Raw genomic sequence first — 17172 nt, 5'->3', positions numbered from 1 at the left:
AAGCCCTGGAAATCGGCGAGATTTCCAGGGCTTCCTTGTTAAGCCTTGAGGGCGCGATCAAAGACGCGCGACAGCCGTTCGGCGAAGCCGCGTGGGTCCTGCGGCTTGTCGCCATCGAGCACGCGCGCCTGGTCGAGCAGGAGCTGGACGGCGTCCGTGCGGAACGCCGTATCGCCGGCGGGGCTCGCGGCCATGGCGGTGATCAGAGCGTGGCTCGGGTTGATCTCAAGGATCGGCTTGGGGGCGTCGTCGAGACGGCCAGCACCTTGCAGCATCTTTTCGAGCTGGCGGTCGGGGCCGTGTTCGGGTGCCACCAGGCAAACGGCGCTTTCCGTCAGGCGGTCGGAGGTGCGCACGTCCGAGACGGACGCACCGAGCGTCTCCTTGGCGAACGCGACGAAGTCGATGACCAGCTGGCTGGCCTGCGGCGCTTCTTCCTTGGCCCCCTCGGCCTTGGCGATGGCGCTGAGATCGGCCGCACCCTGCGTGATCGACTTCCACGGTTTTCCGTCGAAATCGGGCGCGGATGTCACCCAGAAGCTGTCGACCGGATCGGTCAACAGCAACACCTCGATCCCGCGGGCGCGAAAACCTTCGAGCTGTGGTGAGGCCTTGAGCTGGGCGAGGTTGTCACCGGTCAAGTAATAGATCGCCGACTGGCCGTCCTTCATGTCCTTGACGTAATCGGTAAGGCTGCGCTGGCTCGCATCCGAAGTAGTGGTGCGGAAGCGCGACAGCGCCACCAGCTGCTCGCGGCGCTCGTAATCCTCATAGATGCCTTCCTTCAGCACGCTGCCGAAGTTTTCCCAGAGCTTGTCGAAGGTCTCTGTCTCGTTTTCCGCAAGCTTCTCGATCGCCGTCAGCACGCGATTGGTGACGCCCTTGCGGATGCTGGCGAGCAGCGGGCTTTCCTGGATCATCTCGCGCGAAACGTTGAGCGGTAGGTCCGACGTGTCGACGAGGCCGCGCACGAAACGCAGGTAACGCGGCAGCAATTCCGCTTCGTCGGTGATGAAAACGCGCTTGACGTAGAGCTTCATCCGGCCCTTGCGGTCCGGGTCGAACAGATCGAATGGCTTGGAGCCGGGCACGAAGGCAAGGGCCGTATATTCATGGCGGCCTTCGGCGCGGAAATGCACGGTCAGCGCTGGGTCGTCATACTGGCCGGCGACGCCGCGGTAGAAATCGGCATAGTCTTCCTTGCTGATCTCGCTCTTCTGCTTGGTCCAGAGCGCGGTGCCGTCCCCGACCTGGACAGGCTCGGCATCGGGCTTTTCGAGAATCGAGATAGGCACCGGCACGTGGCCGGACTGGTCCTTGACGATGCGCTCGACGGTCCAGCGCGACGTGTAGGTCTTGGCGTCTTCCATCAGGTGCAGCGTGATGCGTGTGCCGCGCGCCGGGGCGTCCGCAAGTTCGGCTGCGGAAACGGTGTAGCTGCCCTTGCCGTCGGACGACCACAGGAAGGCATGCTCCGAGCCGGCGCGGCGCGAGACCACATCGACCTTGTCGGCGACCATGAAGGCGGAATAGAAGCCGACGCCGAACTGGCCGATGAGCTGCGCGCCCTCCTTGCCCTGGGCGGCTTCAATGCGCTCCATGAAGGCGCGTGTGCCCGAGCGGGCGATGGTGCCGAGCGCTTCGACAAGCTCGTCGCGACCCATGCCGATGCCGTTGTCCTCGACGATGAGCCGGTTGTTTTCCTCGTCCAGCGTCAGGGTGATGCGCGGGGTCGGGTCGCCCGCCAGAAGCTCCGGCGAGACGATCGCCTCATAACGCAGCTTCTCGCAGGCATCCGCCGCGTTCGAAATCAGTTCGCGGAGGAAGACGTTCTTGTCGGAATAGACCGAATGCACCATCAAATGGAGCAGTCGCGCCACATCGGCTTCGAAGACATGTTTCTCTACGGACATTTCGGTTTCGCTCATTGCCTGGCAACTCCTTTGGGTTTCGCCCCAATTGGCAAGCTGTGTCCTGAATTTCAAGGCCCGACTTGCGCACTCCCCATTTCTGGACAATGCTGCACTGCGAAAGATCACTCAACACCAGCGAAACGATGCTTCTTCAACGGGGTCGAAGGCGAGGAATTCGCAAGGGCGACAAGTCGCCGTAACACTCCGCTGTTATGTTCCTGCGACCCGGACAGATGGTCCTGGGTCATCATGCCGAGTTCATATCGCGCTCTGCCGCCAGTCGATTTGACTAAGGTCAATGCGCGACAAATTGCGTTGCTCTATTGGCCTTGGCGACGGGGCTGACCTTCAATCGCACCGAGGAGTGGACATCATGCCCAAGCATTCCACGAGCCCGAAAATCCCGACTTTCGCAGATGCCTATTCCTTTTCGCTCGATGCCTGGCAACGTTCGATCCTTTTTCTCGATGTCATGCGTCAGCGCGGCGCGCAATACGAGGAACATCGCACGCAGACCGCGCCGAACGTGCTGGAGTTCGAGGCCCAGCTTGTTACCGATGGGCGCACGCTCGCCCGGCCGGTGAACTATGCGCTGGTCAGCATCGTTCCGCCCGAGGGCGTCACGGTCGATCCGACCAAGCGTCCCTTCGTCGTCGTCGACCCCCGGGCCGGCCACGGCCCCGGCATTGGCGGCTTCAAGGCCGACAGTGAAATCGGTGTCGCGCTGAAAGCGGGCCATCCCTGCTACTTCATCGGCTTCTTGCCGGATCCGGTTCCTGGACAAACGATCGAGGACATCGCACTGGCCGAAGCCGGCTTTCTCGAAACCGTCATCGCCCGCCATCCGCAAGCGGACGGAAAGCCCTGTGTGATCGGAAACTGCCAGGCGGGTTGGGCGGTCACGATCGTCGCCGCGCTGCGTCCCGAACTCTTCGGCCCGATCATCATTGCCGGCGCGCCGCTGTCCTATTGGGCAGGCGTGCACGGGCAGAACCCGATGCGCTATTCCGGCGGGCTTCTCGGTGGCAGCTGGCTGACGGCGCTGACCGGCGACCTCGGCGGCGGCATATTCGACGGTGCCTGGCTGGTACAGAATTTCGAGAACCAGAATCCGGCCAACACCCTCTGGACCAAGCAATACAATCTCTATTCGAAGATCGACACCGAAGCCGCGCGCTACCTCGGGTTCGAACGCTGGTGGGGTGGCCACGTCACGCTCAATGCCGAGGAGATGCAGTTCATCGTCGACGAACTCTTCGTGGGCAACAAGCTTGCCGCGGGCGAAATCCGAACATCGGACGGCACGGCGATCGACCTTCGCAACATCCGCTCGCCGATCGTGGTCTTCTGCTCCAAGGGCGATAACATCACCCCGCCGCAGCAGGCGCTCGACTGGATCCTCGACCTCTATGACAGCGTCGACGAAATCCGGGCCTACGGCCAGACGATCGTCTACACCGTCCACGAGACGGTGGGACATCTCGGCATTTTCGTCTCCGCCGGCGTCGCGCGGAAGGAACATGACGAATTCGCCTCCAACATCGAGTTGATCGACGTGCTGCCGCCTGGGCTTTACGAGGCGGTGCTGACGCCGGCGAACGAGGCGGCCGAGGGCAGGGCGCTCGTCTCCGGAGAATGGCTGATGCGCTGCGAGCCGCGCACCCTCGAGGACATCCGCGCTCTTGGCGGCAACGACATCGAGGATGACAGGCGTTTCGCCACCGCGGCGAAGCTTTCGGAGATCAATCTGGCGCTCTATCGCACCTATCTGCAGCCGATGGTCAAGGCAGCGGCAACGCCGCCCGTGGCGGAGGCGATGCGCAACATGCACCCGCTGCGTCTGCAATACGCGCTTTTCGGGCCCGACAACCCCTTCATGGCCTGGACGTCGGCGCTCGCGGACTATGTCCGTGAAAACCGCGAACCTGCTGCCGCCGGCAACCCGTTCATCGCCTGGCAGGAGGCGCTGTCGCAGCAGATCGTGGACGGGTTAGAGACCTGGCGACGGACGGCTGAATATCTTTCGGAGCAAAGCTTCCACGCCATCTACGGCGCTCCGACCCTGCAAGCGGCGCTCGGCATCGACACCAACTCGGACCAGCCGCCGCGCAAAGCGGAGAAGAGCCTCTTGCACCGCGAGCTCGTCAAGGCGCGGATCGCCGAACTCAAGGCCAGAATGGCCGTGGGCGGAACCTGTGAAGGTCTTGCCAGAGCCCTGACCTTCGTCGGCATGGCGCGCGGAGGCGCGGACGAACGCGGCTTCGAGGCTGTGCGCCGGCTCCGGCTTTCCCATCCGGAAGCAAAGCAACTGAGCCTGGCCGACTTCAAGACCGTTATGCGGGAGCAGTATTTCATGCTGCTGATCGACGAGGCTGCGGCGCTCGCCGCTCTTCCGAAGCTGCTACCGGAGGCGGTCGAGGAGCGTCGCAGTGCCTTTACGGCCCTTCGTGAGGTACTGGAGGCATCCGGAGCCGTGACGGGCGTGGCTGCCGAGCGGTTGCAGCAGGTTGCCGCGCTCTTCCGCCTGGACAGCGAGCCGCCGGTTCCGATCGCGGCGGGCAAGATCATTCGCAATCGCACCGCTACCTGATGGGGGAGTATCGACGTGTCCGAGGTAACCGAACTGCCGATTGAGCAGTCCAAATACGATCTCCTGATTGCCACCGCGCGAGACGAAACGCCGGCGGTCACCATTGTCGCGCATCCCTGCGACGAGACCTCTCTGCGCGGTGCGTTGGAGGCCGCGCAAATGGGGCTGATCGCGCCCGTTCTCGTCGGGCCAGAGGCAAAGATCCGCAGCGTGGCCGCCGAACACGGCCTCGACCTCGGTCGGTGCGAGATCGTCGACGCGCCGCATAGCCATGCGGCCGCGGCGAAAGCGGTGGCGATGATCCGCGAGGGTAGCGGCGAGCTGCTGATGAAAGGCAGCCTGCATACCGACGAACTGATGAAGGAGGTCGCGGCGTCAGCGACCGGGCTCAGGACCGATCGAAGGATCAGCCACGTCTTCATCATGGACGTGCCGGGGCATTCAGAGACGCTCTTCATCACAGACGCCGCCATCAACATCTTTCCCGACCTCGAAGCCAAGCGCGACATCGTGCAGAATGCCATCGATCTCTGGGTGACGATCGGTCTCGGCGAGCCGCGCGTCGCCATTCTTTCTGCGGTCGAAACGGTAACGACGAAGATCCCGTCAACGATCGAGGCGGCAGCACTCTGCAAGATGGCCGAACGCGGCCAGATCACCGGCGGCCTGCTCGATGGTCCGCTTGCCTTCGACAACGCGATCGACCCGGAGGCAGCAAGGATCAAGGGCATCACGTCGCCCGTGGCCGGCCGCGCCCAGATTCTGGTGGTGCCGGACCTTGAGGCGGGCAACATGCTCGCCAAGAACCTGACGTTCCTGTCCCATGCCGATGCTGCCGGCATCGTGCTTGGAGCGCGCGTGCCCATCGTGCTGACGTCGCGGGCGGACTCCGTGCGCACGCGCCTCGCCTCCTGCGCGGTCGCCGCGCTCTATGCGGCGCGCCGGCGGACCTCGCAAGTTGCGGCGGTATGACCATGGATGCGCTTCTCGTCGTCAACGCCGGCTCATCGAGCTTGAAGTTCCAGGTTTTCGGGATCACGGATCAAGGGCTCGAACGCCAGATCAAGGGCCAGATCGGTGGCATCGGCACGCGTCCCCGCCTGCAGGCGAAAGCGGCCGACGGCACCATTCTGATCGACAAGAGCTATGATGCCGACGTCGTTGGCGATCTGCCGGCGGCGATCGCGGCGGCACGCGACTGGTTGATGACGCTCGAAGGCTTCACCTTACGGGCGGTCGGCCATCGCGTAGTACATGGTGGCCCCGATTATGCGGCGCCGGTGCTGATCGATGCGAACGTCCTTGATCGCCTCGCGAGCTACCAGGATCTGGCACCGCTGCACCAGCCCAACAATCTTGCTCCGATCCGTCAGGCGATGGCGATCAATCCGGATGTACCGCAGGTCGCCTGTTTCGATACCGCCTTCCATCATGGACACCCGGAAGAGGTGAGCTGCTACGCCATGCCGCGCAGCTTCTATGAGGATGGTGTGCGGCGCTACGGCTTCCACGGCCTTTCCTATGAGTACATTTCAGAGCGTCTGCGGGATGTGGCGCCTGCGGTCGCAGGTGGTCGCGTCATCGTCGCCCATCTCGGCAGCGGCGCCTCTATGTGCGCCTTGCGCGATGGTCACAGCATCGAGAGCACCATGGGCTTCACCGCGCTCGACGGCCTGCCGATGGGAACGCGGCCCGGTCAGCTCGATCCAGGCGTCGTGCTCTATCTGATCCTGCAGCGCGGCATGAGCGCCCAGGCCGTTTCCGACCTGCTCTACCACGAGGCCGGCCTCAAGGGGCTCTCCGGCGTGTCGAACGACATGCGCGACCTGCTTGCAAGCGCAGACCCCCATGCCAAGCTCGCCATCGACCACTTCGTCTATCGCTCAGGGCTCAATGTCGGGATGCTTGCAGCCGCGCTCCGTGGCATAGACGCCTTGGTTTTCACGGCGGGCGTCGGGGAGAACTCCGCACAGATCCGCGCCCGCATCGCCGAGAACATCGCCTGGCTCGGGGCCGAACTCGACCCAGCCGCCAACGAGGCCGGCGCGACGCTGATTTCGACGCCTTCGAGCCGCGTTGCGCTTTACGTCATCCCGACCGACGAGGAACTGATGATCGCCCGCCACACGCTTGCACTGCTTAAAACCCGCGCAGCCTGATCCATCGGAGACAATTGATGTCCATTCCTGTCGCAAAGGCCAAACTTCTGGACGGCCGCAAGGGCCTGATCGTCGGCATTGCCAATGATCGATCGATCGCCTGGGGCTGCGCCCGTGCCTTCCGCGCCTTCGGGGCGGAGGTGGCGGTCACCTATCTGAACGACAAGGCGAAACCTCACGTCGAACCCCTGGCGCGTGAAATCGAAGCGCCGATCTTCCTGCCGCTCGACGTGGCCGTGCCAGGGCAAATGGAAGCGGTGTTCGAGGAGATCGAGAAGACCTGGGGTGAACTCGACTTTGTCGTCCATTCGATCGCCTTTTCGCCGAAGGATACGCTCGGCGGCCGCGTCGTCGATGTCCCGCGCGAGGGCTTCCTGAAGACTATGGACATTTCCTGCTGGTCCTTCATCCGCATGGCGCATCTCGCCGAGCCGCTGATGAAGAACGGCGGCACGCTCTTCACCATGACCTATCATGGCTCACAGGTGGTGGTGGAAAACTACAACATCATGGGTGTCGCCAAGGCCGCACTCGAAAGTGCCGTCCGATACCTCGCCTCCGAACTCGGCCCGAAGGGGATCCGCGTGCACGCCATTTCGCCTGGCGCGCTGGCGACGCGCGCCGCTTCCGGCATTCCGGAATTCGACGCGCTGCTCGAAAAGACCAAGGTCAAATCGCCGAGCCGCGAGCTGATTGACATCGACGACGTCGGCGCGGCCACCGCCTTCCTTGCGCATGACGCCGCCCGCCTGATCACGGGCCAGGTGCTTTATGTCGACGGCGGCTACCACATCATCGACTAACCGCCGGGTCTCCGCATGGGTCAGATATTGCCCATGCAGAGATACTTCATCTCGAGATAGTCTTCGAGCCCGTGGCGGGAGCCTTCGCGGCCGATGCCCGATTGCTTGATGCCGCCGAAGGGCGCGGCTTCGGAGGACATGCGGCCGGTGTTGATGCCGACCATCCCGTATTCGAGCGCCTCGGCCACATGCCAGACGCGCTTCAGATTTTCGGCGTAGAAATAGGCGGCAAGACCGTAGATCGTGTCGTTGGCTTCGGCGATCACCTGCTCGGCGGTCTCGAAGCGGATGATCGGGGCGATCGGACCGAAGGTCTCTTCCTGGGCGACGCGCATGTCTGTCGAAATGCCTGTTAGCACCGTCGGCTCGAAGAAGGTGCCGGACGTGCCGATCCGGTGGCCGCCGGCGCGCACCTTGGCACCCTTCGAAACGGCGTCGGCGACATGGGCCTCGATCTTTTCGATCGCGTGTTTGTCGATCATCGGGCCGATGGTGATATCAGGCGTGAAACCGTCGCCGACAGTCAGCTCGGCGACGCGCCTGACGAACTTTTCGGCAAAGGCGTCGTGCACGCCCGCTTGCACATAGATGCGGTTGGCCGAGACGCAGGTCTGGCCGGCATTGCGGAACTTCGCCTGGATGGCGCCATCGACCGCCTCGTCGATGTCGGCGTCGTCGAACACGATGAAGGGGGCGTTGCCGCCAAGCTCCAGGCTGACCTTCTTGATCTGGTCGGAGCATTGTCGCATCAACAGCCGCCCGACCTCGGTCGAACCGGTGAAGCTGATCTTGCGCACCTTCGGGTTGCTGCAAAGTTCGCGGCCAATTGCAGCGCCTTCCGCGGCATAGAGCAGGTTGACGACACCGGTCGGGAAGCCTGCCTTTTCGGCGAGCACGAACATCGCGCCGGCAACGAGCGGTGTCTGTTCGGCGGGTTTCAGCACGATGGTGCAGCCGGCGGCTAGCGCCGGCGAGATCTTGCGGGCGACCATCGAGGCCGGGAAATTCCATGGCGTGATCGTGCCGACGACGCCGACGGGCTGCTTAATCACAAGCATGCGGCGGTCGTTGGCCGGGGCGGGGAAGGTTTCGCCATAGATGCGTTTCGCCTCTTCCGCATACCACTCGACATAGGCCGCGGCATGCAGCACTTCACCCTTCGATTCGCCAATCGGTTTCCCCATCTCGGCCGTCAGGATGGCTGCAAGGTCGTCGGCATGCGCGACGATCAGGTCGTACCAGCGGCGAAGCACGGCACTGCGGTCTTTGGCAGGCTTTGCCGCCCAGAGAACTTGCGCCTTGGCCGCAGCTTCGATTGCCGCATGGGCTTCGTCGATGCCCATATCCGGCAGCGTCGCCAGCTTTTCGCCGGTCGATGGATTGAAGACGTCGAAGGTTGCGCCAGCCCAATTCTTGCCGGCCGTGGGGATGGAATGAAGCGAAGCGAACAGGTCGGCGTCGCGCAAGTGCTTGGTCAAGGCGGGGGTCAAGGTCATGGCGGGCATCCTCCGGCGATGGCCTGCCGCGAGACGGCAGGCCCGCTTTTGCTTGTTCTTGCGGGTGCCGATCAATCCCGGCACCCGAGCATTGCGCGTCTGAATTGGCGCGCAGCACCTACAGCGCCGCGCATCCCTCAGGATGCGCTAAGGCCGCCATAGCACTTTGAATTGCTGCATAATTTTGCCCTCAAGTCGATCCTGAATTGAGGAATTATGCACCGGGCAACCCGCGTTGCTGGTCGCCCGGTCGAGGGTCAAGCACGCGCTGCGAGGATCGACGCTTCGAGAATGTCGAGCGCTTCGGCGAAGACTTCGTCCTGGATGGTGATCGGCGCCAGGAAGCGGATGACGTTGCCGTGTACACCGCAGGTAAGCAGGATCAGGCCCTTTTCCAGAGCGATCAGGCGCACCTTGTTGGCAAAGTCAGCGCTCGGCAGGTTGGTCTTCACGTCGTTGAACTCGACGGCGTTCATGAAGCCGGGGCCGCGGATGTCGGCGATTTCGGGCGCCTGCTCGCGGATTGCGGCAAGCCGCTGCTTCAGCCGGCCGCCAAGCTGCTCGGCGCGCTCGCAGAGCTTCTCCTCAGCGATAACGTCAAGGACGGCGTGCGCTGCGGCGATGCCGAGTGGGTTGCCGCCATAGGTGCCGCCAAGGCCGCCCGGCGCTGGAGCATCCATGACTTCGGCGCGGCCGGTAACGGCGGCAAGCGGGAAGCCGCCGGCAAGGCTTTTCGCCATGGTGATGAGATCGGGCGCGACATCATGGTGGTCCATGGCAAACATCTTGCCGGTACGGGCAAAGCCGGTCTGAACTTCGTCGGCGATCAAGAGAATGCCGTGCTGGTCGCAAATTTCGCGCAGCGCCTTCATGAAGGCGGCAGGCGCCGGATAGAAGCCGCCTTCGCCCTGCACGGGCTCGAGAATGATCGCGGCGACGCGACCCGGATCGACGTCGGCGGCAAAGAGCTTCTTCAGCGCAGCGAGCGACTGTTCGGTGGTGACGCCGTGCAATTCGATCGGGAAGGGGGCGTGGAAGACGTCGCCCGGCATCGCGCCGAAGCCGACCTTATAGGGAACGACCTTGCCGGTGAGCGCCATGCCCATGAAGGTCCGGCCGTGGAAGCCGCCACTGAAGGCGATAACCGCCTGACGGCCTGTCGAGGCGCGGGCGATCTTGACGGCGTTTTCGACGGCTTCGGCGCCGGTGGTCACGAAGATGGTCTTCTTGGCGAAGTCGCCGGGCGTCAGTGCATTGAGGCGCTCGGCGAGATGCACGTAGGATTCGTAGGGAACGACCTGGTGGCAGGTGTGGGTGAAGCGATCGATCTGCGCCTTGACCGCCTCGATCACCTTCGGGTGGCGATGGCCGGTATTGACGACCGCGATGCCGGAGGCGAAGTCGATGTAGCGATTGCCTTCCTTGTCCCAGATTTCCGAATTTTCCGCGCGGTCGGCGTAGATCTGGGTGGTCATGCCGACGCCGCGCGAGATGGCGGCGTTCTTGCGGTCGGGGAGGCTGGTCATGGCGCGTTCCTGTCGTCTGGAGTTAATATATTGCATTTTTTCTGCAAGTTTATTGTGGAAGTGGTACACCTTTCACTGTCGATTGCAAATCAAATTTGGTGATCGAGACACCACGGTTGCTGATGCGCCGTTCTTGTCAGATCTCGATCACGGCGGCTAAGGTTGCGGACACGCCGGAATTGCAAGGATTCGGGCAGCGCCGCTGGGCGGTAAAGGGAAATTGGAATGGGCGCAGTGCGCTACAAGGTCGCTGAAGCGGCGCGACTGGCGGGGGTTTCCGCCTCGACGCTGAGGCTATGGGAGACGCAAGGTCTCGTCGTGCCCGAGCGCTCGCCGACGGGGCATCGGCAGTATACCGAGAACGATCTTGCCCGGTTGAAGCGCATCTCCTGGTTCCGGGCCGAGCGTGGTCTCAATCCGGCTGCGATCCGTGAAGCGCTGGACGCCGAAGGGGCTGCGGACGACCAGCCCCCATCGGCGACGAGCGACGGGCCTGAAAACCAGATCGGGCGCAAGCTACGCAGCCTCAGGCACGCCGCCGGCAAGACGCTGGAGCAGGTCGCCGGCGAGATCGGCATCGCCGCCTCGGTGCTCTCGACGCTGGAGCGCACGTCGCAGGGCGTCTCGGTCGCTGTGCTGCACAACATCGCGGAATTCTTCGGAACCACCGTTTCCAGCCTTGCTGGTGAAGAGGAGGCGGATACGCGCGCCGTCGTTCGGGCCGGCGAATGGCGGACATGGCCGCGCACGACCCCCGGCGTCACGGTGCAACTGCTTGCCGATGGCCGCAACCAGATGGATTGCCACCGCTTCGTGCTGGAGCCGGGCGCGTCCAGCGAAGGCGCCTACGGGCACGAGGGCGAGGAGTTCGTCTATGTGCTTTCCGGCCGCGTCGAGTTCATTCTCGACAGCGACCAGTTCTACGATCTCGGTGTCGGCGACTCGCTCTATTTCGAGAGCAAGAGGCGACACGCCTGGACGAACCGGCATGACGGCGAAACCGTGCTGCTCTGGGTCAACACGCCGCCGACGTTCTAATCGTCGGCCGATCACGCGGCATTCCCAATTGAAACGAAATCGGCGCGCGGTGCGAATAGAACCGCGCGCCGATCGGTGTTGTGAGCCTAGGCAAGCCGTCTGCTCCCCGATCCGGTGGCCCGGAGCGGGGAGGGATTGTCGGATCAGCCGGCCGCGTAGCGCTTTGCCATTTCCGGCAGGCGCAGCGTGCGGATCTTCGAGGCCTTGCCAGCGGTGCGGAAGGCTTCGAAGCGCTCCTTGCAGACTTCGGTCATCAGCGCGGTTGCCGGCTTCAGGTAGGTGCGCGGGTCGAAGTTTTCCGGGTTCTCGGCGAAGTTCTTGCGGATCGTGCCGGTCATGGCGAGGCGCAGGTCAGTGTCGATGTTGACCTTGCGAACGCCGAGCGGGATCGCCTTCTGGATTTCCGAGACCGGAACGCCCCAGGTCGGCTTCATCTTGCCGCCATAGGTGTTGAAGAGATCCTGCAGATCCTTCGGCACCGACGACGAGCCGTGCATGACGAGGTGGGTGTTCGGCAGCTTCTTATTGATCTTGGCGATCGTTTCGATCGACAGGATGTCGCCATCGGGCTCGCGGGTGAACTTGTAGGCGCCGTGGCTGGTGCCGATCGCGACGGCCAGTGCGTCGACGCCGGTCTTGGTGACGAAGTCGAGCGCCTGCTCCGGATCGGTCAGCAGTTCTTCACGCGACAGCTTGCCTTCGAAGCCGTGGCCGTCTTCCTTGTCGCCGGCGCCAGTTTCGAGGTTGCCGAGGCAGCCGAGTTCGCCTTCAACCGAAACGCCGGCCGCATGCGCGATCTTCACGACTTCTGCGGTGACGGCGACATTGTATTCATAGCTGGCAACGGTCTTGCCGTCCTTCTCCAGCGAGCCGTCCATCATGACGGAGGTGAAGCCGTTGGTGATGGCCGAAATGCAGGTCGACGGCTGGTCGCCGTGGTCGAGGTGCAAACAGACCGGGATATGCGGGTATTCTTCCGCCGCGCCAAGGATGAGGTGGCGCAGGAACGCGTCACCGGCGTAGGAGCGGGCGCCACGGCTTGCCTGAAGGATGACCGGACTGTCGGTCGCATCGGCGGCGCGCATGACGGCCTGAATGTATTCCAGATTGTTCACATTGAACGCCGGCAGCGCGTAGTCGTTCTCCGCCGCATGGTCGAGCAGTTGCCGCAATGTGATCAATGCCATTCGCTATCTCCCTTTGGATACTCGGTGCAACCTATGCGGCGCACTACAAAAACAATCCGGCCGTTGAACCGCACGAAATGCATCGATGGCAAAGTCGATGGCCGGCTTTTTCGTGAGGCGTGACGGCGCGCGCGAATTGGTCGCGCCCACCGAAGTCAGGCGCACAATAGTTCATCGAAGTGGTTTGACAACCGGGCAAAAGGCAGGTTGCCAGAGGTCGAAACTCGCTTCAATCGATTTTACTGTGGACTGGATGCAACACCTTCAGTGTGAAGTGTTTTCACTTTCTGGTGGTGCCTGAGAGGAGGGGGAGTCGAGGGCAGTGAATGCAACCATTGGGCGCTGGTTTTGTCTGCTACACCACCGCGGTGGATGCCCTCTCGGAAACAGTCTGTCGACAGGAGGTGAACGTCTCGCAAGAAGATTGCGGCAACGCCCCTCTTTCTTTGCGCAGATTACGTAAACTGCCGCTAAAATTCACAAACTTTGCATCGCGGATGATTCGAGGCCCAATCCGGCCGACAAAAAGCGCGGACCTAAAACGTTGCAGTAGATTTCGCAAAAATGCCCTGTTCACGTCATATGCCCGTCGCAAAGGCGACGAAAAGAATCGCAAACAAAATACAACCTATGGGATAGGTCGATTCCCCTCCTATAGATAAAGATGCAGACAGCCGCAGAATCCGCCTTGCGTTCGCGAACGATTTGCACTTCTCTCCTGCGATCACAAACCCAAAACAAGGGGAAGGAGAGAAACAAAATGGCATCACTGAAACTCAACCTCCGCGCTGCCGCGCTGATTGGCTCGCTGCTCATCGGAGCAAGCCCGGCACTTGCCGAAGCTGTCCTGCATCGCGGCAACGCAGGTGAGCCGCAGACGCTCGACCAGCACCACACCTCGATCAACATTGAAGCGTTCATCCTCAAGGACCTCTACGAAGGTCTGACGATCTATGACGCCTCTGCCAAGATCGTCCCCGGTGTTGCTGAGACGTGGGAGCTTTCGGACGATGGCACGGTCTACACCTTCAAGCTGCGCGCCGATGCAAAGTGGTCGGACGGTTCGCCGGTAACGGCTGAAGACTTCGTCTTCTCCTTCCGCCGCGTCGAAGATCCGAAGACGGCTGCCGGCTACGCCAACATTCTCTTCCCGATCAAGAACGCCGAAAAGGTCAACAAGGGCGACCTGCCGACCGATCAGCTCGGCATCAAGGCGATCGACGAAAAGACCGTCGAAATCACGCTCGAGCGTCCGACCCCGTTCTTCCTGGAGCTGCTCGCACACCAGACGGCACTTCCGGTCAGCAAGGCCAGCGTCGAAAAGAACGGCGCGGACTTCGTCAAGCCGGGCGTCATGGTATCGAACGGCGCCTTCACGCTGCAGGCCCACGTTCCGAACGACAGCCTGACCGTCGTCAAGAACGCCAACTACTGGGATGCGGCCAACGTCAAGCTCGACAAGGTCATCTTCTACCCGATCGACGACCAGGCTGCTTCGGTTCGTCGTTTCGAAGCCAAGGAAATGGACCTCGTCTACAACTTCTCGGCTGACCAGATCGACCGTCTGCGCACGTCCTATGGCGAGCAGGTCCATGTCTCGCCGTCGCTTGCGACCTATTACTACGCCTTCGACACCCGCCAGGAGCCCTATAGCGACGTTCGCGTCCGCCAGGCTCTCTCCATGGCCGTCGACCGCGACTTCCTCGCCAAGGAAATCTACGCCGGTTCGCAGCTCCCCGCCTATTCGATGGTTCCTCCGGGCATCGAGAGCTACGGTGAGCCGTCCAAGGCCGAGTTCGGCACGCTGTCGCAGCTCGACCGCGAAGACAAGGCCATCGCCCTGATGAAGGAAGCCGGCTACGGCGAAGGTGGCAAGCCGCTCGACATCGAGCTGCGCTACAACACCAACCCGAACCACGAGCGCGTCGCAACGGCTGTCGCCGACATGTGGAAGAACACCTTCGGCGCCAAGGTGTCGCTGGTGAACCTCGACGTGTCCTCGCACTACGCCTACCTGCAGGAAGGCGGCAAGTTCAACGTTGCCCGCGCCGGCTGGCAGGCTGACTACGCGGATGCCGAGAACTTCCTGGCGCTCAGCGTCGGCTCCAACAAGACCTTCAACTACGGCCATTTCGAAAACGCCGAGTTCGACGGCCTGATGAAGAAGTCCTACGACGAGCAGGATCCGGCCGCTCGCTCGAAGCTGATGCATGAAGCCGAAGCGCTGCTGATGAAGGAACAGCCGATCGCTCCGCTTCTGACCCAGGCCGACCTGTGGCTGGTTGCCAGCCGCGTCAAGGGCTGGGCGGACAATGCTCCGAACGAGCACCTCAGCAAGTTCCTGAGCATCGCCGAATAACGAACAGAGACGACGCGCGGTCATAAGGTCGCGCGTCGCCTCCGGAGCACGTCCATGATTTCCTTCATCCTTCGCCGATTGGCGAGTGCGGTGCCGACCTTGTTTATCGTCGTCACCATTTCGTTTTTCTTGATGCGGTTCGCCCCTGGTGGCCCCTTCAACCTCGAGCGTCCTCTTCCGCCACAAACGATGGCGAACCTGATGAAGACGTACCAGCTCGACCAGCCTCTTTGGCGCCAATACACGCACTATCTCAGCAATGCGGTGACCGGCGACTTCGGCCCGAGCTACGTCTACAAGGACAACAACGTCGCTGAATTGATCGGCAAGGGTCTGCCCTATTCGATGGAACTCGGCTTCTACGCGTTGCTTATTGCGCTGATCGGCGGCGTCACCGCCGGAACGATTGCCGCGCTTCGGCAAAACAGCGTCCTCGATTTCACCATCATGTCGTTTTCGACGATAGGGGTCACCGTGCCCAACTTCGTCGTCGGCCCGGTGCTGACACTGGTCTTTGCGATCGTGCTCGCATGGCTGCCGGCCGGTGGTTGGGGGGATGGATCGCTGCGCTTCCTGATCCTGCCGATGATCGCGCTGGCATTGCCGCAGCTTGCAGTTTTTGCGCGGCTCACGCGCGGCTCGATGATCGAGGCGCTGCATACCGACCATATCCGAACGGCCAAGGCCTATGGCCTGCCATCACGAACGGTCGTCGTTACCCATGCGATGCGTGGTGCGATGCTGCCGGTCGTGTCCTATCTCGCGCCCTGTGCTGCGGCCCTTCTGACCGGCTCGGCCGTCGTTGAGACGATCTTCACCATCCCGGGCGTCGGTCGCTACTTCGTCCTTGGCGCCATCAACCGTGACTACACGCTGGTGATGGGCACAGTTATCCTCGTTGCCATCTTCGTCATCGTTTTCAATCTCCTGGTCGACATTCTCTACGGCCTGCTCGATCCGAGGGTTCGCCATGACTGATATCGCCCAGACCCCGGCGGCGACGCCGGAAACAAAGGGGCGCAGCCTCTTCCAGCTCGCCGCCATGCGTTTCAAGCGCAACCGCGCCGCCATGGCCGGCTGCTTCATGCTGGCGCTTATCGCGCTGTTCTCGTTCCTCGGCCCGTTCTTCGTCCCGCACACCTATGATCAGGTGTTTCCGTCCTACGTCTCGATCAGCCCGAGCCTGGAGCCGCGTCCAGATACGTCGACGCTTCAGGACGTGATGGAAGGCGTCGCCACACGGGCACGCGTCACGCTCAAGGAGTTCAATCTCGAGGGGGAAACCTTCACCGCGACGATTACTTCCGAACAGCCGATCGATTCCCGCGCCACGCGCTACTTCGACCGCGCCAACGAATTCCGCGACACCCAGGTGGTGGCAACGGAAAACGACGGGAAGACGCTGAAGGTGACCGGTCAGGTCGACCGGGAATACTTCCCCTTCGGCACGGATTCCAACGGCCGCGACCTCCTGGTTCGCGTCATGCTCGGCGGCCAGATCTCGATCGCCGTCGGCCTGCTTGCGAGCCTCGTGTCTCTCGGGATCGGCGTGGTCTACGGCGCGACATCGGGCTACATCGGCGGTCGCGTCGACAACGTCATGATGCGTCTGGTTGAGATCATGTATTCTCTGCCCTTCGTGTTTCTGGTCGTCGTTCTCGTCGTGTTCTTCGGCCGCTCGTTCATCCTGATCTTCCTGGTGATCGGGGCGGTGGAATGGCTTGACATGGCCCGTATCGTGCGCGGCCAGACATTGGCGTTGAAACGTCGAGAATTCGTCGGCGCCGCTCAGGCGCTCGGCCTCACAGATTGGCAGATCATCCGCCGGCACATTATCCCCAACACGATTGGCCCGGTCATCGTTTTCGTGACAGTCGTCGTGCCCAAGGTGATCCTGCTCGAGAGCTTCCTCTCCTTCCTCGGCCTCGGCGTTCAGGCGCCGCTGACGAGCTGGGGCGCGCTGATCTCGGAAGGCGCAAACAACATCCAGTCGGCGCCATGGCTTCTGATCTTCCCGGCCATCTTCTTCGTCCTGACGCTGTTCTCGCTGAACTTCGTCGGCGACGGCCTGCGCGACGCGCTCGACCCGAAGGATCGCTGA

At 62.5% G+C, this 17172-nt stretch carries 12 protein-coding genes; 8 read left to right on the top strand and 4 right to left on the bottom strand.

The window, feature by feature from the left end; genetic code table 11:
• Positions 1 to 38 precede the first annotated feature (38 nt).
• Positions 39 to 1928: a molecular chaperone HtpG gene (htpG, locus tag IB279_RS23040; RefSeq protein ID WP_060586224.1), complete on the bottom strand. Its 1890-nt coding sequence runs from the start codon at positions 1926 to 1928 to the stop codon at positions 39 to 41.
• 358 nt (positions 1929 to 2286) lie between these two features.
• Here htpG and IB279_RS23035 point away from each other — a divergent pair, with 358 nt between their 5' ends.
• Genes IB279_RS23035 through fabI form a run of 4 tightly spaced genes read left to right on the top strand, consistent with a single transcriptional unit; the run spans position 2287 to position 7465 of the window.
• Complete coding sequence (locus tag IB279_RS23035; RefSeq protein WP_090295859.1) at positions 2287 to 4503, top strand: DUF3141 domain-containing protein; 2217 nt, start codon at positions 2287 to 2289, stop codon at positions 4501 to 4503.
• A 15-nt stretch (positions 4504 to 4518) separates the two neighbouring features.
• Positions 4519 to 5475: a phosphate acetyltransferase gene (locus IB279_RS23030; protein ID WP_060518203.1), complete on the top strand. Its 957-nt coding sequence runs from the start codon at positions 4519 to 4521 to the stop codon at positions 5473 to 5475.
• A gap of 2 nt (positions 5476 to 5477) precedes the next feature.
• Positions 5478 to 6662, top strand: a complete 1185-nt coding sequence (locus tag IB279_RS23025; RefSeq protein WP_192339846.1) for an acetate/propionate family kinase — start codon at positions 5478 to 5480, stop codon at positions 6660 to 6662.
• A 17-nt stretch (positions 6663 to 6679) separates the two neighbouring features.
• The gene (gene fabI / locus IB279_RS23020) at positions 6680 to 7465 is read left to right on the top strand and encodes an enoyl-ACP reductase FabI (protein WP_034799607.1); all 786 of its coding nucleotides are present in this window, start codon (positions 6680 to 6682) and stop codon (positions 7463 to 7465) included.
• Positions 7466 to 7485: 20 nt separating this feature from the next.
• On the opposite strand, the gene IB279_RS23015 is transcribed toward fabI, so the two are convergent.
• Both IB279_RS23015 and IB279_RS23010 read right to left on the bottom strand, forming a co-directional pair.
• Positions 7486 to 8961, bottom strand: a complete 1476-nt coding sequence (locus IB279_RS23015; protein WP_192339844.1) for an NAD-dependent succinate-semialdehyde dehydrogenase — start codon at positions 8959 to 8961, stop codon at positions 7486 to 7488.
• A gap of 257 nt (positions 8962 to 9218) precedes the next feature.
• Positions 9219 to 10487, bottom strand: coding sequence for a 4-aminobutyrate--2-oxoglutarate transaminase (locus tag IB279_RS23010; protein ID WP_034799611.1), 1269 nt, complete (start codon positions 10485 to 10487; stop codon positions 9219 to 9221).
• Positions 10488 to 10712: 225 nt separating this feature from the next.
• On the opposite strand from IB279_RS23010, the gene IB279_RS23005 reads away from it, so the two are divergent.
• Positions 10713 to 11525 carry a MerR family transcriptional regulator gene (locus IB279_RS23005; RefSeq protein ID WP_060601409.1) on the top strand — a complete coding sequence of 271 codons (813 nt, stop codon included), beginning with the start codon at positions 10713 to 10715 and terminating at the stop codon, positions 11523 to 11525.
• A gap of 143 nt (positions 11526 to 11668) precedes the next feature.
• Here IB279_RS23005 and fba read toward each other — a convergent pair whose 3' ends face one another.
• Entirely contained in the window at positions 11669 to 12712 is a 1044-nt protein-coding gene (gene fba, locus IB279_RS23000) for a class II fructose-bisphosphate aldolase (RefSeq protein WP_034799614.1), read from the bottom strand.
• A gap of 760 nt (positions 12713 to 13472) precedes the next feature.
• On the opposite strand from fba, the gene IB279_RS22995 reads away from it, so the two are divergent.
• The 3 genes from IB279_RS22995 to IB279_RS22985 are packed head-to-tail and all read left to right on the top strand — an operon-like array spanning position 13473 to position 17172.
• Positions 13473 to 15071 carry a peptide ABC transporter substrate-binding protein gene (locus IB279_RS22995; protein WP_034799615.1) on the top strand — a complete coding sequence of 533 codons (1599 nt, stop codon included), beginning with the start codon at positions 13473 to 13475 and terminating at the stop codon, positions 15069 to 15071.
• A 54-nt stretch (positions 15072 to 15125) separates the two neighbouring features.
• Entirely contained in the window at positions 15126 to 16049 is a 924-nt protein-coding gene (gene oppB / locus IB279_RS22990) for an oligopeptide ABC transporter permease OppB (protein WP_034799616.1), read from the top strand.
• Complete coding sequence (locus IB279_RS22985; RefSeq protein WP_034799617.1) at positions 16042 to 17172, top strand: ABC transporter permease; 1131 nt, start codon at positions 16042 to 16044, stop codon at positions 17170 to 17172. The genes oppB and IB279_RS22985 overlap by 8 nt, the downstream gene beginning before the upstream one ends.

It is taken from the genome of Ensifer sp. ENS06 (assembly GCF_014852205.1).
Classification (GTDB): domain Bacteria; phylum Pseudomonadota; class Alphaproteobacteria; order Rhizobiales; family Rhizobiaceae; genus Ensifer; species Ensifer adhaerens.
The sequence above is the reverse complement of the archived record's forward strand: the minus strand, read 5'-3'. Positions and strand labels throughout refer to the sequence as shown.

Coding starts and splice junctions, on each gene's coding strand:
- htpG (WP_060586224.1), bottom strand. CDS start 1,928: ATGAGCGAAACCGAAATGTCCGTAGAGAAACATGTCTTCGAAGCCGAT.
- IB279_RS23035 (WP_090295859.1), top strand. CDS start 2,287: ATGCCCAAGCATTCCACGAGCCCGAAAATCCCGACTTTCGCAGATGCC.
- IB279_RS23025 (WP_192339846.1), top strand. CDS start 5,478: ATGGATGCGCTTCTCGTCGTCAACGCCGGCTCATCGAGCTTGAAGTTC.
- fabI (WP_034799607.1), top strand. CDS start 6,680: ATGTCCATTCCTGTCGCAAAGGCCAAACTTCTGGACGGCCGCAAGGGC.
- IB279_RS23015 (WP_192339844.1), bottom strand. CDS start 8,961: ATGACCTTGACCCCCGCCTTGACCAAGCACTTGCGCGACGCCGACCTG.
- IB279_RS23010 (WP_034799611.1), bottom strand. CDS start 10,487: ATGACCAGCCTCCCCGACCGCAAGAACGCCGCCATCTCGCGCGGCGTC.
- IB279_RS23005 (WP_060601409.1), top strand. CDS start 10,713: ATGGGCGCAGTGCGCTACAAGGTCGCTGAAGCGGCGCGACTGGCGGGG.
- fba (WP_034799614.1), bottom strand. CDS start 12,712: ATGGCATTGATCACATTGCGGCAACTGCTCGACCATGCGGCGGAGAAC.
- IB279_RS22995 (WP_034799615.1), top strand. CDS start 13,473: ATGGCATCACTGAAACTCAACCTCCGCGCTGCCGCGCTGATTGGCTCG.
- oppB (WP_034799616.1), top strand. CDS start 15,126: ATGATTTCCTTCATCCTTCGCCGATTGGCGAGTGCGGTGCCGACCTTG.
- IB279_RS22985 (WP_034799617.1), top strand. CDS start 16,042: ATGACTGATATCGCCCAGACCCCGGCGGCGACGCCGGAAACAAAGGGG.